The organism is Mesorhizobium sp. M0998, assembly GCF_040318885.1.
Taxonomy (GTDB): Bacteria; Pseudomonadota; Alphaproteobacteria; order Rhizobiales; family Rhizobiaceae; genus Mesorhizobium.
Genome location: NZ_JAMYND010000006.1, coordinates 33,145 through 55,641, shown reverse-complemented (window position 1 = coordinate 55,641; position 22,497 = coordinate 33,145). Strand labels below are relative to the sequence as shown.

At 62.5% G+C, this 22,497-nt stretch carries 25 protein-coding genes, 2 tRNA genes and 1 pseudogene; 14 read left to right on the top strand and 14 right to left on the bottom strand.

The annotated features are described in order from the left end of the window. Nucleotides 1-70: 70 nt before the first annotated feature. Both NKH59_RS07795 and NKH59_RS07790 read left to right on the top strand, forming a co-directional pair. Nucleotides 71-304, top strand: coding sequence for a DUF680 domain-containing protein (locus NKH59_RS07795; RefSeq protein WP_352472617.1), 234 nt, complete (start codon nucleotides 71-73; stop codon nucleotides 302-304). 277 nt (nucleotides 305-581) lie between these two features. Beyond that, nucleotides 582-854 carry a DUF680 domain-containing protein gene (locus NKH59_RS07790; protein WP_352472618.1) on the top strand — a complete coding sequence of 91 codons (273 nt, stop codon included), beginning with the start codon at nucleotides 582-584 and terminating at the stop codon, nucleotides 852-854. A 108-nt stretch (nucleotides 855-962) separates the two neighbouring features. On the opposite strand, the gene NKH59_RS07785 is transcribed toward NKH59_RS07790, so the two are convergent. From NKH59_RS07785 to NKH59_RS07750, 8 genes are all read right to left on the bottom strand, one after another. Next, complete coding sequence (locus NKH59_RS07785) at nucleotides 963-1,478, bottom strand: SixA phosphatase family protein (protein WP_352472619.1); 516 nt, start codon at nucleotides 1,476-1,478, stop codon at nucleotides 963-965. Nucleotides 1,479-1,482: 4 nt separating this feature from the next. Further along, nucleotides 1,483-1,776: a type II toxin-antitoxin system RelE/ParE family toxin gene (locus NKH59_RS07780; protein ID WP_352472620.1), complete on the bottom strand. Its 294-nt coding sequence runs from the start codon at nucleotides 1,774-1,776 to the stop codon at nucleotides 1,483-1,485. Further along, a complete protein-coding gene (locus NKH59_RS07775; RefSeq protein ID WP_352472621.1) occupies nucleotides 1,769-2,056 on the bottom strand; it encodes a type II toxin-antitoxin system ParD family antitoxin in 288 nt (95 codons plus the stop codon). The genes NKH59_RS07780 and NKH59_RS07775 overlap by 8 nt, the downstream gene beginning before the upstream one ends. 59 nt (nucleotides 2,057-2,115) lie before the next feature. Next, nucleotides 2,116-2,820, bottom strand: a complete 705-nt coding sequence (gene purN / locus NKH59_RS07770) for a phosphoribosylglycinamide formyltransferase (protein ID WP_352501881.1) — start codon at nucleotides 2,818-2,820, stop codon at nucleotides 2,116-2,118. After that, nucleotides 2,817-3,881 carry a phosphoribosylformylglycinamidine cyclo-ligase gene (gene purM / locus NKH59_RS07765; protein ID WP_352472623.1) on the bottom strand — a complete coding sequence of 355 codons (1,065 nt, stop codon included), beginning with the start codon at nucleotides 3,879-3,881 and terminating at the stop codon, nucleotides 2,817-2,819. Before purM ends, purN begins: the two co-directional genes overlap by 4 nt. 111 nt (nucleotides 3,882-3,992) lie before the next feature. After that, nucleotides 3,993-4,400, bottom strand: a complete 408-nt coding sequence (locus NKH59_RS07760; RefSeq protein WP_352472624.1) for a hypothetical protein — start codon at nucleotides 4,398-4,400, stop codon at nucleotides 3,993-3,995. A gap of 93 nt (nucleotides 4,401-4,493) precedes the next feature. Beyond that, complete coding sequence (locus tag NKH59_RS07755; protein ID WP_352472625.1) at nucleotides 4,494-5,159, bottom strand: Imm52 family immunity protein; 666 nt, start codon at nucleotides 5,157-5,159, stop codon at nucleotides 4,494-4,496. A gap of 112 nt (nucleotides 5,160-5,271) precedes the next feature. Further along, complete coding sequence (locus NKH59_RS07750) at nucleotides 5,272-5,916, bottom strand: glutathione S-transferase family protein (protein ID WP_352472626.1); 645 nt, start codon at nucleotides 5,914-5,916, stop codon at nucleotides 5,272-5,274. A gap of 199 nt (nucleotides 5,917-6,115) precedes the next feature. Between NKH59_RS07750 and NKH59_RS07745 the strand changes: the two genes are divergently transcribed. Genes NKH59_RS07745 through hdaA form a run of 3 tightly spaced genes read left to right on the top strand, consistent with a single transcriptional unit; the run spans nucleotide 6,116 to nucleotide 8,593 of the window. After that, a complete protein-coding gene (locus NKH59_RS07745) occupies nucleotides 6,116-6,673 on the top strand; it encodes a CDP-alcohol phosphatidyltransferase family protein (protein WP_352472672.1) in 558 nt (185 codons plus the stop codon). Then, a complete protein-coding gene (locus NKH59_RS07740) occupies nucleotides 6,645-7,886 on the top strand; it encodes an AI-2E family transporter (RefSeq protein ID WP_352472627.1) in 1,242 nt (413 codons plus the stop codon). Before NKH59_RS07745 ends, NKH59_RS07740 begins: the two co-directional genes overlap by 29 nt. Before the next feature lie 5 nt (nucleotides 7,887-7,891). Continuing rightward, on the top strand, nucleotides 7,892-8,593 hold the full coding sequence (gene hdaA / locus NKH59_RS07735; protein WP_352472673.1) for a DnaA regulatory inactivator HdaA: 702 nt from the start codon (nucleotides 7,892-7,894) through the stop codon (nucleotides 8,591-8,593). Between the two features lie 200 nt (nucleotides 8,594-8,793). On the opposite strand, the pseudogene NKH59_RS07730 reads toward hdaA, so the two are convergent. After that, nucleotides 8,794-9,449: pseudogene (locus NKH59_RS07730) on the bottom strand (helix-turn-helix domain-containing protein). A gap of 130 nt (nucleotides 9,450-9,579) precedes the next feature. Here NKH59_RS07730 and NKH59_RS07725 point away from each other — a divergent pair. Further along, nucleotides 9,580-10,407 (top strand): alpha/beta fold hydrolase, encoded by an 828-nt coding sequence (locus NKH59_RS07725; RefSeq protein WP_352472629.1) that lies wholly within the window; start codon nucleotides 9,580-9,582, stop codon nucleotides 10,405-10,407. Between the two features lie 124 nt (nucleotides 10,408-10,531). Here NKH59_RS07725 and NKH59_RS07720 read toward each other — a convergent pair. Continuing rightward, a tRNA-Pro gene (locus NKH59_RS07720) sits at nucleotides 10,532-10,608 on the bottom strand. Nucleotides 10,609-10,768: 160 nt separating this feature from the next. Here NKH59_RS07720 and NKH59_RS07715 point away from each other — a divergent pair. The 3 genes from NKH59_RS07715 (at nucleotide 10,769) to NKH59_RS07705 (ending at nucleotide 12,481) form a co-directional block, all read left to right on the top strand. Then, the gene (locus NKH59_RS07715) at nucleotides 10,769-11,074 is read left to right on the top strand and encodes an ETC complex I subunit (protein WP_352472630.1); all 306 of its coding nucleotides are present in this window, start codon (nucleotides 10,769-10,771) and stop codon (nucleotides 11,072-11,074) included. Between the two features lie 50 nt (nucleotides 11,075-11,124). Next, nucleotides 11,125-11,201: transfer RNA gene (locus tag NKH59_RS07710), tRNA-Arg, on the top strand. A 59-nt stretch (nucleotides 11,202-11,260) separates the two neighbouring features. After that, the gene (locus NKH59_RS07705; RefSeq protein ID WP_352472631.1) at nucleotides 11,261-12,481 is read left to right on the top strand and encodes an anion transporter; all 1,221 of its coding nucleotides are present in this window, start codon (nucleotides 11,261-11,263) and stop codon (nucleotides 12,479-12,481) included. A 105-nt stretch (nucleotides 12,482-12,586) separates the two neighbouring features. Here the strand turns inward: NKH59_RS07705 and NKH59_RS07700 are convergent, their stop codons facing one another. The 4 genes from NKH59_RS07700 to NKH59_RS07685 all read right to left on the bottom strand — a co-directional run bounded on the left by NKH59_RS07700 (nucleotide 12,587) and on the right by NKH59_RS07685 (nucleotide 15,628). Then, nucleotides 12,587-12,901: a cupredoxin domain-containing protein gene (locus NKH59_RS07700; RefSeq protein ID WP_352472632.1), complete on the bottom strand. Its 315-nt coding sequence runs from the start codon at nucleotides 12,899-12,901 to the stop codon at nucleotides 12,587-12,589. A gap of 11 nt (nucleotides 12,902-12,912) precedes the next feature. Next, on the bottom strand, nucleotides 12,913-13,437 hold the full coding sequence (locus NKH59_RS07695) for a DUF4142 domain-containing protein (protein ID WP_352472633.1): 525 nt from the start codon (nucleotides 13,435-13,437) through the stop codon (nucleotides 12,913-12,915). A gap of 103 nt (nucleotides 13,438-13,540) precedes the next feature. Further along, nucleotides 13,541-14,212 (bottom strand): RNA polymerase sigma factor, encoded by a 672-nt coding sequence (locus NKH59_RS07690; protein ID WP_352472634.1) that lies wholly within the window; start codon nucleotides 14,210-14,212, stop codon nucleotides 13,541-13,543. Nucleotides 14,213-14,458: 246 nt separating this feature from the next. Further along, on the bottom strand, nucleotides 14,459-15,628 hold the full coding sequence (locus NKH59_RS07685; RefSeq protein ID WP_352472635.1) for a cystathionine beta-lyase: 1,170 nt from the start codon (nucleotides 15,626-15,628) through the stop codon (nucleotides 14,459-14,461). Nucleotides 15,629-16,055: 427 nt separating this feature from the next. Between NKH59_RS07685 and NKH59_RS07680 the strand changes: the two genes are divergently transcribed. From NKH59_RS07680 to NKH59_RS07660, 5 genes are all read left to right on the top strand, one after another. Then, complete coding sequence (locus NKH59_RS07680) at nucleotides 16,056-17,084, top strand: amino acid ABC transporter substrate-binding protein (protein ID WP_254820740.1); 1,029 nt, start codon at nucleotides 16,056-16,058, stop codon at nucleotides 17,082-17,084. 63 nt (nucleotides 17,085-17,147) lie between these two features. Next, a complete protein-coding gene (locus tag NKH59_RS07675; RefSeq protein WP_352472636.1) occupies nucleotides 17,148-18,335 on the top strand; it encodes an amino acid ABC transporter permease in 1,188 nt (395 codons plus the stop codon). 4 nt (nucleotides 18,336-18,339) lie between these two features. Continuing rightward, the gene (locus NKH59_RS07670; RefSeq protein WP_353021446.1) at nucleotides 18,340-19,497 is read left to right on the top strand and encodes an amino acid ABC transporter permease; all 1,158 of its coding nucleotides are present in this window, start codon (nucleotides 18,340-18,342) and stop codon (nucleotides 19,495-19,497) included. A gap of 69 nt (nucleotides 19,498-19,566) precedes the next feature. Further along, nucleotides 19,567-20,316 (top strand): amino acid ABC transporter ATP-binding protein, encoded by a 750-nt coding sequence (locus NKH59_RS07665; RefSeq protein WP_031212005.1) that lies wholly within the window; start codon nucleotides 19,567-19,569, stop codon nucleotides 20,314-20,316. Between the two features lie 255 nt (nucleotides 20,317-20,571). Next, nucleotides 20,572-22,488 carry a multicopper oxidase domain-containing protein gene (locus NKH59_RS07660; RefSeq protein ID WP_352501894.1) on the top strand — a complete coding sequence of 639 codons (1,917 nt, stop codon included), beginning with the start codon at nucleotides 20,572-20,574 and terminating at the stop codon, nucleotides 22,486-22,488. Nucleotides 22,489-22,497 lie beyond the last annotated feature (9 nt).

Genomic DNA, 22,497 nt, shown 5'->3' with positions numbered 1-22,497 from the left:
CCGAGCGACGCGAATTCCTCCCGAGGCACGCCACTTGACGGACAGACCAAAGAACTACCGGAGTACCGAAATGACCAAGCTCGCTCTTACCGCCGCCGCCATCCTCGTTGCCACCGGCACTGCTTTTGCCGGCAGCGACCATTATGGCTCGGACAACGTCAACCAGCCGGCCGCTGCTGCTGCCAACGTCGACAACACCTTCACCGGTTCGATCCGCAAGCCAGTTACTTCCGAGCATACCGGTGCCAAGACAACCTCCGAGTCGGTGGCGCCTGAATCCGGCCAAGGCATCTGGGGCCGCTGATTATCACGGCCCGCAACACAAAGAGCGGCGGGCTTGGCCCGCTACTCTTGCTGTCGCGTATCAACGGGCGTGTGCGCCGAATAGCATCCTGCGCCAATCGAATACTTTGATTTGCAGGTTTCATCTGTAGCCACAATCTCGGTTGCTGAAATCGTCCAGCAACGTGCACATCGGAAAAAAGCCGGGTGCGTATTCGTCGGCGCGGACAGCGCTCTCATCTCGAATGCGTCGAAAGCAATGACAACTCACGAATGACCAGTACATTGGAGTACCTGAAATGACCAAGACTGCTCTTACCGTCGCCACCATCGTCCTCGTCGCCACGGGCAGCGCCTTTGCAGGCAGTGATCACTATGGTTCGGACGGCGTCAACCAGCCGGCCGCGCCTGTTGGCAACGCGCCTGTCGGCACCATCGACAGCGGGTTTACCGGTTCCATCCGCAAGCCGCTGACGGCCGAGCACAACGCCGTCGACACCGAGGCGACGACCCGGTTCGGCACGGATCAACCCGTAGTGCCCCAATCTGGCCGGGGCAACTGGGGCCGTTAGTTCCTTAACCGGGAGCACAAAGAGCGGCGGGCCTGGCCCGCCGCTTTTGTTTGCGCGAAGCCGGGTTTGGTCGGAAGGTCGGCGATCCCCCGGCCTGTCAGGCAGTCGCTAGCGAAGATCCTTCGGCCAAATGCAGTGCGTCAGTCGGGCGCTGCCGAAGGTGAGACCGGTCCAATCGCCGTCGACGTCGAACCGAGCCAGGCCCGCGGTGGGGTATTTTTCCGCCAGCTTCTTCAGCGCCGCTTGGTCCGATCCAGCCCCGGCAAGCCCGCGCGCGAACTCCTCCAGCCCGGGATTGTGGCCAAGCACCAGCAGCGTTCCAGTCCCCGCCTTTACTTGCCGCACCTTGGCGAGGATGTCCGCCGCCGCCGCCTCGTAGAGCGCCTGGGATAATTTGGCCTGCACCTTCGCCGGCAATTCCGCCGAGACCAGCCGCCACGTGTCGCGGGTGCGCAGCGCCGGCGACACCAGCGCCAGCTCCGGCAGCCAGCCGCGCCGGGCCAGTTCGCGCCCGACCAGTGGTGCTGCCTTCAGCCCGCGCGCGGACAGCGGCCGGTCGAAGTCGATGAGGTTGGGATCGTCCCAACTCGACTTGGCGTGACGCAGGAGCAGCAGTTGCTTCATGGATTCAAAATAAGGCCGAAGCGTCGCGTGCGCCATGCACGACGCGGACGATCTCGACGCGCTGTTCGGCCAGGCGATAAAGCACGAGATAGTTGCCGATCGTCAACGCCCGCACCTCGGCAGCGATGTCGGGCCTCTTGGGACCGGATTCCGGGAATGTGCCCAATTGCACGATGCGCTCGGCAATAGCATCCAAAAAGCGGTCCGCGGCAAGCGGGTTGTCCCTTGCAATGCCAAACCAAATATCGATCAGGTCGTCTTCTGCCGCCGGGCTGTGGACAATGCGGATGTCAGCCATTCCGCCGGTTTTTGCCGGTGTTGCCCAACCGGCCGCGGGCTTTCTGTTTTATGTCCTCGATGTCGAACGGCGCAAACGGACCGCTCTCCAGCCCTTCCGTCCAGACTTTCCGCAACCGCTCCGCTTCGGCCTCGCGCAAGGGCTGGCGAAGCCGCCATTCGCGCAGTGCCTCGCGGATCACTTCGCTTGCCGAACCGTACTGCCCGCTGGCCACCGCGCGTTTGACCATGTCCAGCAGTTCCGGGGAAAGCGCTACGCTGACTTTTTCGACTGTCGCCATCAAGCCGTCTCCTCGCGAAAACGGTAGCAAAATTTGCTACCAAATTCAAGAACTGACCCTCACGGCGTTATCCGCGCCAGGTGCTCGAGATCGGTCTCTTCGCGCAGCGGGTCGGGCGCGATCACCACCGACGTGGCGTTGTCGGCATCGTCGGCGAAGCGCGAAAACACCGTGCGGCCGCCTTCCATCCGCGCCTTGCCTTCGGCGACAAGGCCCAACGCCAGCGGATAAAGTTGGTGCTCGGCCTTGAGCACGCGCGCGGCTAGCGTGTCCTCATTGTCGCCGACCATCACCGGCACGGCGGCCTGGGCGATGATCGGCCCGTCATCCATGTCGAGCGTGACGAAATGCACCGTGCAGCCATGGATGCGCATGCCCGCGCGGAGGGCCCGCGCATGCGTATCCAGCCCCTTGAAGGCAGGCAGCAGGGCAGGGTGGATATTGATCATGCGGCCCTGCCACTTCTCTACGAAGCGCGCGCCGAGGATGCGCATATAGCCGGCCAGCGCGACGATCTCGGCGCCGAACGACAAGAGGGCCGCATCGATCGCCTCGTCATGCGCTTGCTTGCTGGCATGGTCGGAGCGCGAAATCACTCTGGTGGCGATGCCGCGCGCCGCGGCGATGCCAAGGCCGGCGGCATTGGCGCGGTCGGAGATGACGCCGACGATCTCGGCCGGATAGGCTGGGTTGCTCGCCGCCGCAACCAGCGCCGTCATGTTGGAGCCGCGCCCCGAGATCAGTACGACCGTCCGTTTCCTCATAGGCCAATCGAGCCCCGATAGATGACGCCGGCATCGCGGCGCGGCACGATCTGGCCGATCGGCGTCACCGTCTCGCCGGCCTCCTGCAGAACGGCGGCGACCTGCGCCGCCTGGCCGGAGGCGACGACCAGGATCATGCCGATGCCGCAATTGAAGGTCCGCATCATCTCTTCCGGCGCGACGCCGCCGGTCTTGGCCAGCCATGAGAACACCGGCGGCACCTCGATGGCGCCGAGATCGAGCTCGGCCGAAAAATCCTTGGGCAGAACGCGCGGGATATTTTCGGGAAAGCCGCCGCCGGTGATATGGGCCAGCGCCTTGATGCCATGCGTGTTGCGAATCGCCTTGAGGATCGACTTGACGTAGATGCGCGTCGGCTCGAGCAGCGCCTCGGCCAGCGTCGCCTCGTCATTGAACGGCGCCGGATCGCCCCAGCCAAGGCCGCTTACCGCGACGATGCGGCGGACCAGCGAAAAGCCGTTCGAATGCAGGCCCGACGAGGCGAGGCCGAGCAGCACGTCGCCCTCGACGATGTCGTCGGTCGGCAACAGCTGGCCGCGTTCGGCGGCACCGACGGCAAAGCCGGCAAGGTCGTAATCCTTGTCGTGATACATGCCGGGCATTTCCGCCGTCTCGCCGCCGATCAGCGCGCAGCCGGCCTGCCGGCAGCCGGCAGCGATACCGCCGACGATCGAAGCACCCTGGTCGGGATCGAGCTTGCCGGTGGCGAAATAGTCGAGGAAGAACAGCGGCTCGGCGCCTTGCACGACGATGTCGTTGACGCACATGGCGACGAGATCGATGCCGATCGTGTCGTGCTTGCCGGCGTCGATGGCGATCTTCAGCTTGGTGCCGACGCCGTCATTGGCGGCCACCAGCACCGGATCGGTGAAGCCGGCGGCCTTGAGGTCGAACAAACCGCCGAAGCCGCCGATCTCGCCATCGGCGCCTGGCCGGCGGGTGGCGCGCACCAGCGGCTTGATCTTCTCGACCATGAGATTGCCGGCGTCGATGTCGACGCCCGCTTCGGCATAGGTGAGCCCGTTCTTGCGCTTGCTCATTTCCGGCGCCTGCTCATCTGTTGCGCTTGCCTGTCGCTGTTTTCACTCGCGTGCGGGCTCTTCGCATGAACGGTTTTGCCCCGCAAGGCAAGCGCGCGATTAATGGTGGCTTCAGTTGGATGCCGCGGGAACCGGGCGCGATACACTCCAACAATAAAAAGAAATCCCTGCCAGAATTGCGGCGAGGCCTCCGACGGTTGCAAGAGACCTGATCTCACCGTCGAAGGGCAGGGTCCCATACGAGAAGCCGGCGGCGATCAAAGCCGCCGCGGCAGCCCACAGACCTGGATTTGCAACGACTGATCTTGAGAAAACGAACGCGACGACAGCGGCGGTCAGCCAGAGGGGCCAAGAGACGACCACGCCCACGGCCAGCTCAAGAGCGAAGGCCCACAGGAGATCTTGCGTCGCCACCTTGCGGTGCGGGGCTCCGAAAAATGCGAAGACCAAAAGACTTTCTGTCAGTCCGGCCAGATAACAAAGCGTTACTCGCCAAGCGATTGTGATTCTCTGCGCCATCGTCATTCAGCAGTGGGGAAATAGGCTGTCGCTTCACGGGCTCTTCGCATGGGCAACAGCGTCTTGCAAGGACGGCAGCGGAATACCGGGCACTTACGTCTCTTCCAGGAAAGGCACTGCCGTTTCGTCCGTCCAGAGGCGACCGCCCTTGGGGAGGGTCTGCTGCTGTCCCATAAATCGTTCATCGTGCCCGCGTCCTCCCGGTGACTGGAAGAAGGCATATTGAACATGTCTTGGGTTCCAACGCGCCCCGGCTGGATGTCCCTCATGAACGTGCCGCCAGATCGAACCCCAACTGGGTTCCCAGATATCAATGAACTTGAGAAATAGGCCGAGCAAAACCTTTGTATTCACCGGTTCGGCTCCAGCTTTGTAGCTAAACTCCAGCGAAGCATTGTTCTGGCTGTCTTCCGACAGATATTTGGAAAAGGAACCGCAGTGGACTGATGTGGACGCCTCTATATTTGCCTGGCGCTGGTTCCACAGCGACACATTGTATCCCAGTTCAGGAACGGGCTGTCTCGGAGGCATGTCCGTCTTGTTCCGGCCCTTTAACAGCCAGCGATGGAGAACCTCGCATGACGAGGTGTTGACCGGCTTGGAGGCGATTGCTTTTTTGAGCGATCTGCCGCGCGGGGCCCACCTCGCGAACCTGTCGTCGGCTTCGTCCAAGGCCCGGAAATGCGCCTGGAACTGCGGGACCAGCTCTTCGGCGTCCTTTCTCCTCGCCCCCCAGTAGACATAGATGTTGATCGACATGGCGTCCCCTCGAATACGGGAGACGTACCAGCTTTCTTGACTGGCGTCGCCAAAGGAGAGCGCGCGCGCTTCGGGCTCGCTTCCATTTGGTTAGTTCAATGCTGGCTAATCTTCACGCCCCCTCTGCGTTGATCGCAAATTGCGCGGCGAAAGCCCGGATATAAGCCGGCCGTGCTTCCCCGCGCGCTACATAGGCAGCCAAGTTTTGATATTCGTCCAAAATGCCTGACATTCTCAGTCGCAGCAGCACTGACACCATCAATAAATCGCCTGCGCTGAACGTATCATCGAGCCAGTCGGCGACGCCCAAGTGGGCCGAGAGTTTGTCCAGCCGAGCGCGAACACGGTCCTTTACCAACGGCAAGCGCTCCTCGCTCCAAGGCTTGTCACGTTCGAATATTCTTGCCGTCGTTAATTCGAGGATCGGCGGCTCGACGGTGTTAAGTGCGGCAAACATCCACGTGATCGCATGCGCGCGGGCATTGCGATCCTTCGGCAGCAGGCCCGCATGCTGCTCAGCAAGATGAAAGACGATCGAGCCGGTCTCGAACAGCGAGAGAGAACCTTCCTCATAGGTGGGGATCTGGCCGAAGGGATGGATGGCCAGATGGTCAGGCGCCTTCATCTCTGCGAAGGAAACAAGACGAACCTCATACCGCTGCCCCACTTCTTCGAGCGCCCAGCGAACACGCGTATCGCGCGCCAGTCCCTTGCCGCCATCGGGCGATCGTTCAAATGCTGTGATAGTGATTGTCATCGCGTCCGTTTCCTTGCTGGGCGAATTCCTCGGCTTGCTATCGTGAGACGAATGAGCCTCCCCGAAATCGACATCGGTCTTGACCTATTTCATTGCTGGCGCCCTCCTGGGGAGATTGGCAGCTTCTGTGTCGCTTCTCACTTGCCGTAACCCTCCATCTCGATCATGTATCGGCAAACAAGAGCGACGGGACATGCGTTTGACCATCCCCAACATGATCACGATCATGCGCTTCGTGCTGGTGCCGGCCGTGGTGCTGGCCATGCTGCAGGACCGCTGGGACTGGGCCTTTGCGGGCTTCCTCATTGCCGGCATTTCCGACGGCGTCGACGGCTTCATCGCCCGCCATTTCAATCAGTTTTCCAGGCTCGGCGCCTATCTCGATCCGATGGCCGACAAGCTGCTGCTGGTCTCGGTTTTCGTGGTCCTGGGCTTCAGCGGCGAACTGCCGCTGTGGCTGGTCGTTACCATGGTGTCGCGCGACGCACTGATCGTCTGCGCCGTGCTTTTATCCACCGTCATGGCGCATCCGGTCGAGATGAAGCCGCTCCTGGTGTCGAAGGCCAACACCGCGATCCAGATCGTGCTGGCGGCAGTGGTGTTGGGCGAACTCGCCTTCGACATCCATCTCGATCCGCTGAGGCCGGCCCTCATATTGCTGTCCGGGGTCTTGACCGTGGCTTCGGCCGCGGCCTATCTCGTGGCTTGGCTGAGGCATATGAGCGGCTATGGCGAAGGCTCCACACCCGGCACCTGAACGCGGGGCACCTGAACGCCGGGCACCCGAACACCGGGCACCTGACGAACGGTCCATCGACGCCGAGGCCGAAGCCGCGGCAGCGGAGGCTGCGGCGTCGGCGTCGTTTCGCCGCCAGATCCGCTTCTGGCTGGTCAGCGCCATCATCCTCGCCGTCTTCCTCTATGTCTTCAGCGGCATCCTTCTGCCGTTCGTCGCCGGCATGGTGCTCGCCTATTTCCTCGACCCTGTCGCCGACCGGCTGGAGCGGCTCGGCCTCTCCAGGCTGATGGCGACGGTGGTCATCCTCATCGCCTTCATCGTCGTCCTGGTGCTGGCCGTCGTCATCCTGGTTCCGGTGCTCGCCTCGCAGATGGCTGATTTCGCCAGCAAGCTGCCGGACTATCTGACCCGGCTGCAGAGCCTGATCACCAGCTTCGACCCGAAATGGCTGGAAGAGAAATTCGGCGTCGACGCCAACGGCCTGCGCGAAGGCCTGAACTCGCTGCTGACCTCCGGCTTCGGCCTCCTGACCACCGTGTTCACCTCGATCTGGAGCTCCGGCGTGGCGCTGGTCTCGGTGGTCAGCCTGTTCGTGGTGACGCCGGTCGTCGCCTTCTACATGCTGCTCGACTGGGATCGCATGGTGACAATCGTCGACAGCTGGGTGCCGCGCGACTATGTCAAGACCGTCAGGACGATCGCCAGGGACATCAACACGGCGACCGCCGGCTTCGTGCGCGGCCAGGGCACGCTGTGCCTGGTGCTGGGCGCCATGTATGCCACCGGCCTGACACTGACGGGCCTGAATTTCGGCATCCTCATCGGTCTGTTCGCCGGACTGATCTCCTTCATCCCCTATGTCGGCTCGCTGACCGGCCTGGTGCTGGCCGTCGGCGTCGCCTTCGTCCAGTTCTGGCCGGACTGGACCATGATCGCAGCGGTGGCCGGTGTGTTCTTCGTCGGCCAGTTCATCGAGGGCAACATCCTGCAGCCAAGGCTGGTCGGCAAAAGCGTTGGCCTGCATCCGGTATGGCTGATGTTTGCGCTGTTTGCCTTCGGCGCGCTGTTCGGCTTCGTCGGTCTGCTGATCGCCGTTCCGGCTTCCGCCGCCGTTGCCGTTCTGGTGCGCTTCGCCATCGCCCGCTATCTCGAATCGCCGCTCTACAAGGGCCACGCCGACGAGCCGGTGCCGCCGCTGCAGGTGCGCCGCCGCGGGGGCGCGCGCGGTTGAGCCAGATGCCGGACAAGATCGATCCGCCGCGTCAATTGCCGCTCGATCTAGGCCACGGCACCGGCTATTCGCGCGACGAGCTCGTCGTCTCCAGCACCAACAGCCAGGCGGCGGCGCTTGTCGACCGCTGGCCGGACTGGCCGTCGCCGGTCGTTGTGCTGGCCGGGCCGGCCGGCTCGGGGAAAACCCATCTGGCCTCGATCTGGCGGACCCGCGCCGACGCGGTGAAAGTGGAGGCCGGCCGCATCGGCGACTGCATCGAAAATCTCGGCGCGCATCCGGCCCTGATCGACGATGTCGATGCCGGCCCGATCGATGAGCACGGCCTCTTCCACCTGATCAACGCGGTGCGCGGCGCCGGCTCGAGCTTGCTGTTGACGGCGCGGCGCTTCCCGTCCGCCTGGGGCGTCAGGCTGCCCGACCTGGCGTCGCGGCTGAAGGCGGCGGCGACCGTCGAGATCCACGAACCCGACGATCTTCTGCTGGCCGGCGTCATCACAAAGCTGTTCGCCGACCGCCAGGTCGAGGTCGAGCCGCATGTCGTGCAATATCTGGTGCGCCGCATCGAGCGCTCGCTGGCCACTGCCATGCGGGTGGTCGAACGGCTCGACCGCACCGCGCTCGAGCGCAAGACGCCGATCACCCGCGCGCTCGCCGCCGAGACCGTCAGCGCCATGGACGAAGGGCAGGGCGAGTTCGAGATTTGACGATTCCAGTGCCGCCACTGTCCCATTTCGGGAACAAAAGCTGGCATCTGTCTTGCAGCAAAGAGCTTGCCGGCTAATCCCGGTCCTGATTGCGTATCAAATCAGGTAGTAGGCTCGCCGGGAGATGGGTGGTTGGGGTTCTCGCCCGGCGAGCTTGCCTTTGGCAGCATCGAATCGATTGCGTCATTGCGCGGCTGGCCTCAGCTCTCTCCGCCTGCAATTACCGCTCGTTCCGTGCCAAAGCGCTTGCGATAGTCGCCGGGCACCAGGCCGGTTATCCTGGCGAATACCTTGCGGAACGAGCCGGGATCGTCATAGCCGACCTCCCAGGCGATCTGGTCGATCGATCGCATCGTGGTTTCCAGCATCTCGCGCGCCTTGCCGACGCGCAGGTGCTGGCAATATTCGGTCGGCCTGAGGCCGGTGGCGCGCCAGCGCGTCGCGATAGGCCCAGTGCGTTGTCGCGGCGCGACCGGACAACAGGCCGGTCTCGGCAAGCACGAAGGCGCCGGCGCAGAGCCGAGCCGAGGGTCGCGCCTGCCCCATGACGGTCCCTGAGCCAGCCGGCATAGGCCGCGGCTGCTTCCCGAGCGATCGGATCTCCCAAGGTTGGCGGGAGGATAACCATGGTTGGTTCATTGTCGGCGCCGGGGTCGCTGTCGAAGGTGCGGACTACGGTGTGGCCCGCGTCCTCCAATTGCCAATGACTGACGCGAAGCCTCGCCGCGTCCGGCGACCGCTCGACAGCCAGCCGGTTTGCCAGCATGAAAAGATCGGTAAGGCCGAGCACGGCCGCTTCCTGCACGCCGGGATACAAGACAAGGCCGATTTCGATCAGATCACGCGTAGCCGTCATTTGTCAGTTTTGCCACGTTGAATGTCCGTTTTGCCAATGCTCACCTTGGCCGCACTGTTATAATTTGTCCAGCTGAAGGGGCTAAAAGCTTCCCTGTTACCCCCCAACTTTTCCATCAAGGAGTAAGACGATGAGCACATTCACCACTCATGACGGCACCGAGATTTTCTACAAGGATTGGGGCAAGGGCCAGCCGATCGTGTTCCATCACGGCTGGCCGCTGAGCGCCGACGATTGGGACAACCAGATGCTGTTCTTCCTCGAAAAGGGCTACCGCGTCATCGCCCATGACCGCCGCGGCCACGGCCGCTCGTCGCAGACCGCGACCGGCAACGAGATGGACACCTACGCCGCCGATGTTGCGGCGCTGGCGGCGCATCTCGATCTCAGGGATGCGATCCACATCGGCCACTCGACCGGTGGCGGCGAGGTGGCGCGTTACGTCGCGCTTTATGGCGGCGGCGGCCGTGTTGCCAAGGCGGTGCTGATCGGCGCCGTGCCGCCGATCATGGTCAAGACCGACAGCAATCCGGGTGGCCTGCCGATCGAGGTCTTCGACGGCTTTCGCGCCGCTTTGGTCGCCAACCGCGCCCAGTTCTACAGGGATGTGCCGGCCGGCCCGTTTTACAGTTTCAATCGCGACGGCGCCAAGGTCTCGCCAGGGGCTATCGACAATTGGTGGCGCCAGGGCATGATGGGCGGAGCCAAGGCCCATTACGACTGCATCAAGGCGTTCTCGGAGACCGATTTCACTGACGACCTCAAGAAGATCGAGGTTCCCGTCCTGATCATGCATGGCGACGACGACCAGATCGTGCCTATCGCCGATTCCGCGCTGCTTGCGGCCAAGCTGGTGAAGCACGGCACGCTCAAGGTCTACAAGGGCCTTCCGCACGGCATGTGCACCACGCATCCGGAGATCATCAATCCGGATCTGCTGGCCTTCATCCAGGGCTGACGGCTTGCATGTCGGACGGGCAGCGCGGGCTCGTGCTGTCCGTCCGTCGCTTAAACATGGCCGGCCACGGCAGACACACTCGAGCGTGATCCGCTTGCGCTGCCGACGAGATTCGCTTGATGAATGGTCGGAGTGGAGAGATTCGAACTCCCGACCCTCTGGTCCCAAACCAGATGCGCTACCAGGCTGCGCTACACTCCGAACGGTCTGTTGCCTAGTGATTTCAGCCCGCCAAAGCAAGCGTAAAAAGCCATCGGCCTTGCTGCCGGCGGCATTGCGCAGTAATGACGGGCTAGTGCATGGCCAGAGAACAGTAATGTGGTCTCGGGGTCGTGTGCTTGCAACCAGCAATGAGGTGGTCATGTCAGCCCGCATTTTCAGCCCAGCCAAAACCGCGATGCAGTCCGGCAAGGCCAAGACCGGCTATTGGGTGCTGGAATTCGATCCGGAGCAGCGCAAGAAGATCGATCCGCTGATGGGCTACACCACGTCCGGCGACATGCGAAGCCAGATCAGGCTGACCTTCGACACAAGAGAGGACGCGGTCGCCTACGCTGAGAAGGAAGGGCTGGCTTTCCGCGTCGAGGAGCCGAAGGAAATCAAGCGCCGCCAGATTTCCTATGCGGAGAATTTCCGCTATGACCGCAGGACGCCCTGGACGCATTGATCCCATACCGGCCCTGCCGGCACAATCCGCCGGTCATGCGGCCGGCCAGCGGTCCCGTAGCTCAGCTGGATAGAGCACCGGCCTTCTAAGCCGATGGTCACAGGTTCGAATCCTGTCGGGATCGCCAATATTTTCAGGGTCCATTCCGGACAGGTTCACTCGCCAGTCGCACAGGATTTCCAACACATGACAGCGATGGGCGCGGCGGCACTGCTGATCCTGGTCCTGACCTATGCCGGCGTCGCCATCGGCAGGATACCCGGGCTGCGCCTCGACCGGGCAGGGATCGCGCTGCTCGGCGGTGCGGCGATGATCGCCATCGGCGCGCTCGACATGGAGGACGCCTACCGCGCCATCAGCTTCGACACCATCACGCTTCTGCTCGGCATGATGATCGTCGTGGCGCATCTTAAAGTGTCGGGCGCCTTTCGCGCGCTCGGCGGGTTCGCCATCGAGCATGCGCATGCGCCGTTCATGCTGCTGGTGATGGTGACGCTGTTGACCGGCCTCCTGTCCGCATTCCTGGTCAACGACGCCATCTGCCTGGTCATGGCGCCGATCGTCGTCCATGTCACCCGCGTCATCAACCGCAACCCGGTTCCCTATCTGATCGCCACCGCCACCGCCTCGAATTGCGGCAGCGTCGCCACCATCACCGGCAATCCGCAGAACATGGTCATCGGCGCGCTGTCGGGGATTTCCTATCCGGCCTTCTCGGCGGCGCTGGCGCCGGTCGCGGCGTTCGGCCTCATCGCCGTCATCGTCATCATCCGCATCGTCTACCGCGCCGAATTTTCGCGCAAGGCCGAGCTCAGCCCCGAAGTCTACCGCGGCCGCATGCTGCCGGGGCAGGTGGTGAAGGCGGTGGTCGTCTGTGTCGGTTTGGCGATCGCCTTCTTCGCCGGCGTTCCAGTCGCCAAGGCAGCGCTGATCGGCGGTGCCATTCTTCTTTTGACCCGCGCCATCAAACCTGAGCGCATCTATCGCGAGATCGATGGGCCGCTGCTGTTCATGTTCGCCGGGCTGTTCATCGTCGTCGCCGGGGCGGAGAAGACGCTGCTGACGCCCGACATCGTCGCCTCGGCAAAGGACCTCGGACTGAATGATGTCTGGCGGCTGTCCGGCTTCACCGCGGTGCTGTCCAACATCATGAGCAATGTCCCGGCCGTGCTGGCGCTGAAGCCGTTCGTGCCCGGACTGGAAAACCCCGAGCGGGCCTGGCTGGTCGTCGCCATGAGCTCGACGCTGGCCGGCAATTTCACGCTGCTCGGCTCGGTCGCCAATCTGATCGTTGCCGAGCACGCGCGAATCTCCGGCAAACCGCTGGGCTTCATCGCCTTCTTCAAGGTCGGCCTGCCGTTGACGCTGGTCACGCTGCTTGTAGGGACGGCATGGCTGGCAGCCTAAAAGCGCGTCGCATTAGACCGGCCTGATGCGGCGCGCTTCAGGCTCTTTTTTATGCATGTCGTTATCGCAAAACCGCTGCACTTTTGCGCGACATGCATCAGCCAGTCAGGGCGATGTCACTGTCAGATGGCCTTTCATGTTGGGATGGAAGCGGCAGAAATAATCGACCGATTCCGCCTTCTTCACCGTCAGGCTCGCCGCCTTCTTCGGCGGGATCATCACTTCCCAGGCGCCGTTGACGGTTGCCGTGTGGGCGAACACGTCCTTGTTCACCCACCTGATCGTGTCGCCGACCTTCGCCTCGATCTTTACCGGCGAAAACACAAGCTTCTCGATCGTCACCTCGATGGTGTCGGTCTTGGCCGGCTGGGCACCCATGGCCAATGCCAGCGCAACCCACAGATGCCGCCTCGACGCCATTGGCTCGATCCTCACTTCAGCATGCCGGCGACGTGTTCGGCGTGCTGTTCGTGGCCCTGGAATATTTTCAGGCCGGTTTCCAGCAGGCTCTTCAGTTCGGCATTGCTGGCGGACGGGATCAGTAGAGTTTCGAGCGCGCTATTGACCTGCTTGTGGTAGGCCACCTCGTTGGCGACATAGGCCTTGTCGAACGCCGCGCCCTTGAGCTTGGCAAGCTTGGCACGTTCCTCGGCCGCCGCCTTGGTCAGCGCCTTGCTGGTCGGATTGTCCTCAGGCGTGACCTTGAGCTTCTTGACCAGGTCGAGAGCCTGTTTGTTGACCGCCTCGTGATCTCGCACCATGTCCTTGGCGAAATCCACGACCTCCTTGTTCTTCGATTTCTTCAGCGCCTGCTTGGCCGCCTCGACGTCAAGCACGCCTGCTGTGTAGGCGATATGTGCGATCTGCGGATCGGTCGGTTTGTCGGCAGCTTGCGACAAGGGCGCTGCGCTAAGCAGGAAAAATGCGGCCAGTGCCGTGGTCGATCGAATGAACATGATGCTCTCCTTCGCCCCGACGCGGAACTGCATCGGGCTTCGTTTCAGTGATGCTCATTGGATGCAGGTCACGGGAAAACGTTCCCGCGAAAATCGGCGCGACCTATCCGGAAAGACCGAGCCGCTGCATCACGGCATTGGTCAGCCGTTCGCAGCGCCGGCCCGCGAAGGGAAAGGCGTCGAGCAGCACCGGGCCGATCTGGTCGTCCAGCGCCTTGCGCACCAGCGCGCGGGCGCGGTGCAGCCGGGTCTTGATGGTTTCTGGTCGCACGCCAAGCAGTTCGGCGGTTTCTTCGATGCTCAATCCCTCGATGACGCGCGCCACGAACACCATCCGGTAGACATCGGGAAGACTGTCGGTTGCCCGTTCGACAAGCTCAAGGATCTGCCGTTGCGCCATCGTCCGCTCCGGATCGTCGCTCGGGTTGAGGGGAAACCGGATGATTTCGGCTTGCGGGTTTTCAGGCATCGCTACCATTCGCCGCCTTTTGCGCAAGCGGCCGAGCGCTTCGTTGATGACGATACGCGATAGCCACGTGGCGAGCGAGGCATCGCCGCGAAAGGCCTCGAGATGGGCAAAGGCGCTGACATAGGCCTCCTGGACGATGTCCTCTGCCTCGCTGTCGTTACGCACGACGCCTCGGGCGATGCGGTAGAGCCTTTGGTTGTGCGTCTTGATGATGGTGCGGAATGCATCGCCATCACGTGCCAGCGCGCGGCCGACAAGCTGCATGTCGCCGGGAGCGGCGGGCGTTGCCGTCAACGCAGCAGGCATGGCCGATCTCCTGATAGGCTTCTCATCGCGACATTGGATGCATCGGCCGACAAAAGGTTCCCGACCGATCCCGCCGGCCAGCCTCAATCCGTGTCAAGGACTGGCAGAGGCTATTCTACCGCCTTCACCACACCGCCGCCTCTATTTTGTAGACGCCGGCCGATCGGTCGCCATGACATCGCTCAGGATCGCAATTTTTCCAGGCTGTTACGCCGATTTTCTGACTCAGTGTGAAAAGGTGCTGGCTCAGGCCTCAGCGGCCGCCGCCAGCCCGCGCGCCAGGTCGGCCTTCAAATCCCCTACATCCTCGAGCCCGATCTGCAGGCGCACCAGCGGCCCGTCATACGGGCCCTTGGCGATGGTGCGGTCGCCAAGGAATACCGGCACGGCAAGGCTCTCATAGCCGCCCCAGGAATAGCCGAGGCCGAAAAACTTCAACGCGTCGAGGAAGGCGTGCTGCTGCTTCTGTCCGCCGCCCGCGAGAACGATCGAGAAGATGCCGCTCGATCCGCAAAAATCGCGCTTCCACATGGCGTGGTCGGGATGACTGGGCAGCCCCGGATGCAGCACCTGCGCTACGCCCGGCTGACCCTCGAGCCAGCCGGCGAGGGCAAGCGCGCTCCTTTGATGATGCTCCAGCCGCACACCCATCGTGCGCAGGCCGCGCAGCACCTGGTAGACGTCGTCAGGCCCGGCGCAGCAGCCCATCGTGTTGAACGTCTCGAAAAGCTGCTTCCAGCAGTCCGCATTGGCCGACACGGTGCCGAGCAGCACGTCGGAATGGCCGGCCGGGTATTTCGTCGCCGCGTGGATCGAGATGTCGACGCCATGGTCGAGCGGGCGAAAGTAGAGCGGCGTCGCCCAGGTGTTGTCCATCATGACGATGGCGCCGGCGGCATGCGCTGCCTTGGCGATGGCCGGCATGTCCTGCACCTCGAAGGTGTTGGAGGCCGGCGATTCGGTGAACACCACCTTGGTGTTGGGCTTGATCAGCGCCGCGATGCCGGCGCCGATGCGCGGTTCGTAATACTCGATCTCGATGCCCAGCCGCTTCAGCATCGTGTCGGCGAAATTGCGGGTCGGATGATAGACGGAATCGACGATCAGCAGATGATCGCCGGCCGACAGGAAGGCGAGCAGCGGCAGCACCACGGCCGCCAGGCCGGACGGCACCGCGACCGTGCCGGCGGAGCCTTCCAGCGCATCGATGGCGCTGGTCAGCGCATCGGTGGTCGGGGTGCCGCGCGTGCCGTAGGTGTATTTCTGGCTGCGCGCCGCCATTGTCGCCGCATTGGGATAGAGCACGGTCGAGGCATGCACCACCGGCGGATTGACGAAGCCGAAATAGTCATGCGGGTTGTTGCCGGAATGGGCGAGCCGTGTGTTGACGCCCATCTCGCTGTCGTCTTTTGCCATTGCTTTTCGTCCCATGGGTTGGTCGTTAGCCATAGTGCGGCGGCATTGGCCGCGCAACCGCACCGCACTCGCCAGGCCAAGGTCTTGAATATGCCAATTCAGCAACGAGCCGTGGACCTGCGGGAAGGCTGCCAAGTGCGCTTGGCAACTCACGGTCGGACTTTGCCGGCTTTATTGGCGCGCTGGCCGATTTGCGAGCGCGTTTGTCTGCAATTTCAGGCATTTCAGGCAGTTGGTTTTCAAAGTCTTTCGGATTTGGTCATTTCCCTTGACCTCACAGGAATAATCGCCTTCGATGTTGTTCGTGAATGGGAGGCAGCGCGTCGGTTACGATGCGGGATTCCGGTAATGGGCCGGGATACATAGCTGCGTTCACACGGGAAAAAGTCAGGTTCGCCTGGAAAAAACAGAAAAGGGTCTGTGGGTCATGAAACACATTGCAATCGGCGTTTTGGGCGCCGCCGCGTTTGGATTCGCGGCTTCGGCGGCTTCGGCGGCCACGCTCGACGATGTCAAAGCGAAGGGCTTCATCCAATGCGGCGTCTCGACCGGTCTGGCCGGCTTCTCGGCGCCGGACGACAAGGGTGAGTGGCAAGGCATCGACGCGGACTTCTGTCGCGCTGTGGCAGCCGCCGTGTTCGGCGATGGCACCAAGGTGAAGTTTACGCCGCTCAGCGCCAAGGAGCGGTTTACCGCTCTGCAGTCGGGCGAGATCGACATCCTGTCGCGCAATACCACCTGGACCATCAATCGCGACACCGCACTCGGCCTGAACTTCATCGGCACGACTTATTACGACGGCCAGGGCTTCATGATCAACGCCAAGAAGCTACCGGGCGTGAACTCGGCGCTGCAGCTTTCGGGCGCGGCGGTCTGCGTGCAGAGCGGCACCACGACCGAGCTCAACCTTGCCGACTATTTCAAGTCGAACAAGATGGAGTACAATCCTGTCGTCTTCGAAAAGCTGGAAGAGGTTAACGCCGCCTATGACGCCGGCCGCTGCGACGTATACACCACCGACCAGTCGGGCCTCTATGGCATCCGCCTGACGCTCGGTGCGCCGGCCGACCACGTCGTGTTGCCCGAGATCATCTCCAAGGAACCGCTTGGGCCGGCCGTACGCCAGGGCGACGACCAATGGTACCACATCGTCAAGTGGACCTATTTCGCGTTGCTCGACGCCGAGGAACTCGGCATCACCAAGGCCAATGTCGACGAGATGAAGAACTCGGACAGTCCAGAGATCAAGCGCGTGCTCGGCCAGGAAGCCGACACCAAGATCGGCACCGATCTCGGCGTCTCTAACGACTGGGTCGTCAACATCGTCAAGGCCGTCGGCAATTACGGCGAGATGTTCGAGCGTAATGTCGGCTCGGGCAGCCCGCTGAAGATCGCGCGCGGCATCAACGCGCTGTGGACCAAGGGTGGCCTGCAGTACGCTCCGCCGATCCGCTGATCGAAAATGGATCCGGAAGGCAGATCGTCTGCCTTCCGGTCTCTCTTTCCAGGGGACTGTCGAATGGCATCGCAGGAAGTTCTTCGCGAGGAGCCAAGCCGCGGTTCCTTCATCAATGATCCTCGTGTCCGCGGAATATTCTTTCAAGCGCTGGTCCTCGTCCTGCTGGTAGCGGGGGTCTGGTGGGTTACCCACAACGTCATCGTCAATCTGACGCGCTTGCACATCGCTTCCGGCTTTGGCTTCCTCAGGGGCCGCGCCGGCTTCGACATCAGCGAAAGCGCGATCGCATATTCGTCGGATTCGACCTATTTCCGAGCCATCCTGGTTGGCTTCATCAACACCGTGATCGTTGCCGTCGTCGGCATCATCACCGCGACCATTATCGGTTTCATCGTCGGCATCGGCCGGCTTTCGCGCAACTGGCTGATCAGGAAGATCTGCACGGTCTATGTCGAGGTCTTCCGCAACATCCCGCCGCTGCTGGTCATCTTCTTCTGGTATTCCGGCGTGCTCGCCGTGCTGCCGCCGCCGCGCGAGAGCATTAATTTGCCGTTCGGCTCCTTTCTCAACCAGCGCGGCTTCTATTTTCCGCGCGCTGTCTGGGGCGAGGGCTCCTGGCTGATCCTGGTCGCCCTGCTCCTCGCCCTTGCCATGGCCTGGTTCGTCGCCCGCAAGGCGCGGCAGCGGCAGATGGCGACGGGTCAGCCGTTCCCGGTGCTGTGGACATCCATAGCGTTGATCGTCGGCCTGCCGCTGCTGGCCTACGCGCTGAGCGGCTTTCCTCTGACCTTCGAATTCCCGAAACAATCGACTTTCAACCTGGTCGGTGGCTTTCAGGTCAGACCGGAGTTCCTGTCACTCTATCTGGCGTTGTCCTGCTATACGGCCGCCTTCATCGCCGAGATCGTGCGCGCCGGCATCAGGGGCGTCAGCACGGGCCAGACCGAGGCGGCCGCGGCACTCGGGCTGCGCTCGGGATCGATCCTCAGGCTTGTCGTCGTGCCGCAGGCGATGCGCATCGTTATTCCGCCGCTGACCAGCCAGTATCTGAACTTGACCAAGAACTCTTCACTCGCCATCGCCATCGGCTATCCGGACCTGACGGCGACTGCCGGCACTGTCTTGAACCAGACCGGGCAGGCGGTTGAAGGCGTGGTGATCATGATGGCTGTCTATCTCGCGCTCAGCCTGATCACGTCGGCGATCATGAACGTCGTCAATGCCAGGATGGCGCTGGTGGAGAGGTAAGGCCATGCAGGAAGACGACATGTCCTGGGTGCGGACGGAGATGGCGCTGGCCCAACCGGCGCCGTCGAGCGAGCGTGGCCTCACCGCCTGGATCCGCAAGAACCTGATTGCCACCACGGGCGACACCATTCTCACCATCGTTGGCATCGCGCTGGTCGCTGTGATCCTGCCCCAAATCATCAATTGGGCCTTCATCAACGCCCAGTGGACCGGACCGGACCGCTCGGTCTGCGCCACCGTGGCGCAAGGCGGCATCCAGCCGGATGGCTGGACCGGTGCTTGCTGGGCATTCGTCAACGCCAAGTTCGGCCAGTTCATGTTCGGCACCTATCCTATCGAGGAGCGTTGGCGGCCGATCGTGGTGGCCATCCTGTTCGTGGCACTGCTGGTGCCGTTGCTCATTCCGCGCGTACCGCGCAAGGGGCTGAATGCCATTCTTCTCTTTTTTGTACTGCCGGTCGTCGCCTTCGTTCTGCTGGTCGGCGGCATGTTCGGCCTGCCGCATGTCGAGACGTCGCGTTGGGGTGGACTGCTGGTGACGCTCAGCCTGTCGTTCGTCGGCATTGCCGTGTCGCTGCCGATCGGCATCGTGCTGGCGCTCGGCCGGCGCTCGAACATGCCGATCGTCAAGCTGCTGTGCGTGATCTTCATCGAGACGGTACGCGGCATCCCGCTGATTACGGTGCTGTTCTTTGCCAGCGTGATGCTGCCGCTGTTCCTGCCGGCCGGCGTCAGCTTCGACAAGTTCCTGCGCGCGCTGATCGGCGTGTCGCTGTTTGCCGCCGCCTACATGGCCGAAGTGGTGCGCGGCGGCCTGCAGGCGATCCCCAAAGGCCAGTATGAGGGCGCCGATTCGCTCGGTCTCAGCTACTGGCAGAAGATGGGCCTGGTCGTCATGCCGCAGGCGCTGAAGCTGGTCATTCCCGGCATCGTCAACACCTTCATCGGCATGTTCAAGGACACCAGCCTGGTCATCGTCATCTCGATGTTCGACCTCCTCGGCATCGTCAAGCAGAACTTCTCCGACGCGAATTGGGCGACGCCACAGACGGCCAGATCCGGCCTGGTGTTCGCGGCGTTCATCTTCTGGCTGTTCTGCTTCGGCATGTCGCGCTATTCAATGTACACGGAACGCCGTCTCGACACCGGCCACAAACGCTAAAAAGGGGACCTTGTCATGGCCATAGAAAACGCAGTCAGCGCGGAAGAGATCAAGGTCAATGCCGCCAAGATGCACATTTCCACCACCGATGTCGCCATCGACATCATCGCCATGCACAAATGGTACGGCGAATTCCATGTGCTGAAGGACATCAATCTAAAGGTGATGCGCGGCGAGCGGATCGTCATCTGCGGCCCGTCGGGCTCCGGCAAATCGACGATGATCCGCTGCATCAACCGGCTGGAGGAACACCAGAAGGGCAAGATCATAGTCGACGGCAAGGAACTGACCAACGATCTGAAGAAGATCGACGAGGTGCGTCGCGAGGTCGGCATGGTGTTCCAGCACTTCAACCTGTTCCCGCATCTGACCATTCTGGAAAATTGCACGCTGGCGCCGATCTGGGTGCGCAAGATGCCGCGGAAACAGGCCGAGGAAATCGCCATGCATTTCCTCAAGCGCGTCAAGATCCCGGAACAGGCCAACAAATATCCCGGCCAGCTTTCCGGCGGGCAGCAACAGCGCGTGGCGATCGCCCGCTCGCTGTGCATGAACCCGCGCATCATGCTGTTCGATGAGCCGACCTCGGCTCTCGATCCGGAAATGATCAAGGAAGTGCTGGAGACGATGGTCGGGCTGGCCGAGGAAGGCATGACCATGCTCTGCGTCACCCACGAAATGGGCTTTGCGCGCAAAGTCGCCAATCGGGTGATCTTCATGGATCAGGGTCAGATCGTCGAGCAGAACACGCCGGCCGAGTTCTTCGACCACCCGCGCCATGAGCGCACGAAGCTGTTCCTGTCGCAGATCCTGCACTGATCCTTACTCCGGTTCGGGACAAGACCGGCGGATCACGCCTCTCTGTCTTGCTGGCTTCGCGCGTATTCGGCGAGCGCTGACCGTGCGCTACGCGAGAAGATAGCAAGCGTGCTTCAGGCCGTTCGAGTGGTCACGTTGCAACCTGGTAACTAGCGCCGGCACGGATCATAAGCGCGCCGGCTGCGTTCATTGCCATTGGGAGTTGTATAACGAGCCGCGTGGGCGCGTGCGGCGGTAGGTCACGGGTTCATCCTGATGCTCATCCAACCGATCGATTATTTCCTCGTCGTCTGGTTCGCGCTGGCGCTGGCTTCGACGCTTTACGTCGGCTTCGACCAATATCGCAACAATCCCGAGCCGGTGGTGATGAAATGGGGCTTCATCCTGGTCACCCTCTATATGGGTCCGCTCGGCTTGCTGCTCTACGTGCTCGCCGACAAGGAGCCCCGGCCGGGCGATCATGAACTCTTCACCCGGCCGCTCTGGAAGCAGGGCGTCGGCTCCACCATCCACTGCGTCGCCGGCGATGCCACCGGCATCATTCTTGCCGCCGCCGTCACGGCGGCGCTCGGCCTGCCGATGTGGATCGACCTGATCGTCGAATATCTCGCCGGCTTTGCCTTCGGCCTGTTCATCTTCCAGTCGCTGTTCATGAAATCGATGATGGGCGGCACCTATTGGGAAAACGTACGCAAGAGCTTCCTGCCCGAGTTCATCTCCATGAACTTCATGATGGCCGGCATGGCGCCGGTCATGAGCTTCCTGATGATGGGCCGCGACATGCGCGCGATGGAACCGACGGAGCTGCTGTTCTGGGGCGTGATGTCGATCGGCGTCATCGCCGGTTTTGCGCTTGCCTATCCGGCCAATGTCTGGCTGGTCGCCCGGGGGCTGAAGCATGGGCTGATGACGCAGCGTGCGCAGGCAGCCGGCATCGATGTCCGGGAGCAGCCTGCCACGAGGCAACATGCGCAGATACAAATGCAGCAGGCCGACGCCAGCGGCCATCGCGGGCAGCACCACGACATGGTTTCCCACAAAGGCAAAGGCGGCGGCCATCACATGGAGACGGATGCCACGACGCCGCAGGTCGCTGCCCTGGGTGCCGTCTCCCTGCTGGCGCTCGCCATCGGCATGGTCGCGCCGGCGAACTGGCTGAACCTGACGCTGTCGGCACGCGATGTCGGCGGGGTGATCATGCCGCGAGGCATGATCATGGATCGCGACACGCCAGCCGATACAATGCGCGACATGGCGGCTACCGATCCACGCCTCGTGGCCGCCTCTTATGGCCTGACGGCAAGGGGCGACCAGGAACTGCCGTTTCGGATGGAGAACGGCATCAAGGTGTTCGAGCTCAGGCCTTCAGTGGTCCGCTGGCAGATCCTGCCGGACGTCGCGGTCGACGCCTATGCCTATAACGGCCAGATTCCCGGTCCGCGAATTCATATTCGCCAGGGCGATCGGGTCAGGATCAACGTCACCAACGGCCTGCCTGAGGAAACGACGGTGCATTGGCATGGCTTGATCCTGCCGAACCAGATGGATGGGCCGGCCGAGATCACGCAGCCGCCGATCGAGCCCGGGCAATCCTATTCATACGAATTCACCGCGACCCAGCACGGAACCTATTTCTATCACCCCCATGCCAAGCCGGACCGGACCCAGGCGCTCGGCCTCTACGGTGCGCTGATCATCGATCCCGCCAATCCCGCCGACGAGGTCGCGGCCGACCATGATTACGTCATCGAGCTTCAGGAATGGCTGGTGCGGGAAGGGCTGACCTACCCGTCGATGCCGATGGATGGCGGCATGCCGAATTTCTTCACCATCAACGGCAAGGCCTATCCCTCGACCGAGACGATCCCGATGAAGGTCGGCGAGACGCTCAAGGTGCGGTTCATCGGCACCAACAACGGCTTCATCCATCCGATGCATATCCATGGCGGACCGTTCGAGGTCGTTGCCCGCGACGGCGAGACGGTCCCCGCTTCGGGTCGTTTCCTTGCCGACACGATCAACGTCGGGCCGGGTCAGCGCTACGACGTGATCTGGAAGGCGCAGCGTCCGGGCAAATGGCTGATCCATTGCCACATCCCGCATCACACCACGAACAACAATGTCGAGGAGAAGGGCGGCGGCGGACTGATGGTCGTGATCGATGTGACATGACCGGCGTCG

Coding starts and splice junctions, on each gene's coding strand:
- NKH59_RS07795 (WP_352472617.1), top strand. CDS start 71: ATGACCAAGCTCGCTCTTACCGCCGCCGCCATCCTCGTTGCCACCGGC.
- NKH59_RS07790 (WP_352472618.1), top strand. CDS start 582: ATGACCAAGACTGCTCTTACCGTCGCCACCATCGTCCTCGTCGCCACG.
- NKH59_RS07785 (WP_352472619.1), bottom strand. CDS start 1,478: ATGAAGCAACTGCTGCTCCTGCGTCACGCCAAGTCGAGTTGGGACGAT.
- NKH59_RS07780 (WP_352472620.1), bottom strand. CDS start 1,776: ATGGCTGACATCCGCATTGTCCACAGCCCGGCGGCAGAAGACGACCTG.
- NKH59_RS07775 (WP_352472621.1), bottom strand. CDS start 2,056: ATGGCGACAGTCGAAAAAGTCAGCGTAGCGCTTTCCCCGGAACTGCTG.
- purN (WP_352501881.1), bottom strand. CDS start 2,820: ATGAGGAAACGGACGGTCGTACTGATCTCGGGGCGCGGCTCCAACATG.
- purM (WP_352472623.1), bottom strand. CDS start 3,881: ATGAGCAAGCGCAAGAACGGGCTCACCTATGCCGAAGCGGGCGTCGAC.
- NKH59_RS07760 (WP_352472624.1), bottom strand. CDS start 4,400: ATGGCGCAGAGAATCACAATCGCTTGGCGAGTAACGCTTTGTTATCTG.
- NKH59_RS07755 (WP_352472625.1), bottom strand. CDS start 5,159: ATGTCGATCAACATCTATGTCTACTGGGGGGCGAGGAGAAAGGACGCC.
- NKH59_RS07750 (WP_352472626.1), bottom strand. CDS start 5,916: ATGACAATCACTATCACAGCATTTGAACGATCGCCCGATGGCGGCAAG.
- NKH59_RS07740 (WP_352472627.1), top strand. CDS start 6,645: ATGGCGAAGGCTCCACACCCGGCACCTGAACGCGGGGCACCTGAACGC.
- hdaA (WP_352472673.1), top strand. CDS start 7,892: ATGCCGGACAAGATCGATCCGCCGCGTCAATTGCCGCTCGATCTAGGC.
- NKH59_RS07725 (WP_352472629.1), top strand. CDS start 9,580: ATGAGCACATTCACCACTCATGACGGCACCGAGATTTTCTACAAGGAT.
- NKH59_RS07715 (WP_352472630.1), top strand. CDS start 10,769: ATGTCAGCCCGCATTTTCAGCCCAGCCAAAACCGCGATGCAGTCCGGC.
- NKH59_RS07705 (WP_352472631.1), top strand. CDS start 11,261: ATGACAGCGATGGGCGCGGCGGCACTGCTGATCCTGGTCCTGACCTAT.
- NKH59_RS07700 (WP_352472632.1), bottom strand. CDS start 12,901: ATGGCGTCGAGGCGGCATCTGTGGGTTGCGCTGGCATTGGCCATGGGT.
- NKH59_RS07695 (WP_352472633.1), bottom strand. CDS start 13,437: ATGTTCATTCGATCGACCACGGCACTGGCCGCATTTTTCCTGCTTAGC.
- NKH59_RS07690 (WP_352472634.1), bottom strand. CDS start 14,212: ATGCCTGCTGCGTTGACGGCAACGCCCGCCGCTCCCGGCGACATGCAG.
- NKH59_RS07685 (WP_352472635.1), bottom strand. CDS start 15,628: ATGGCAAAAGACGACAGCGAGATGGGCGTCAACACACGGCTCGCCCAT.
- NKH59_RS07680 (WP_254820740.1), top strand. CDS start 16,056: ATGAAACACATTGCAATCGGCGTTTTGGGCGCCGCCGCGTTTGGATTC.
- NKH59_RS07675 (WP_352472636.1), top strand. CDS start 17,148: ATGGCATCGCAGGAAGTTCTTCGCGAGGAGCCAAGCCGCGGTTCCTTC.
- NKH59_RS07670 (WP_353021446.1), top strand. CDS start 18,340: ATGCAGGAAGACGACATGTCCTGGGTGCGGACGGAGATGGCGCTGGCC.
- NKH59_RS07665 (WP_031212005.1), top strand. CDS start 19,567: ATGCACATTTCCACCACCGATGTCGCCATCGACATCATCGCCATGCAC.
- NKH59_RS07660 (WP_352501894.1), top strand. CDS start 20,572: ATGCTCATCCAACCGATCGATTATTTCCTCGTCGTCTGGTTCGCGCTG.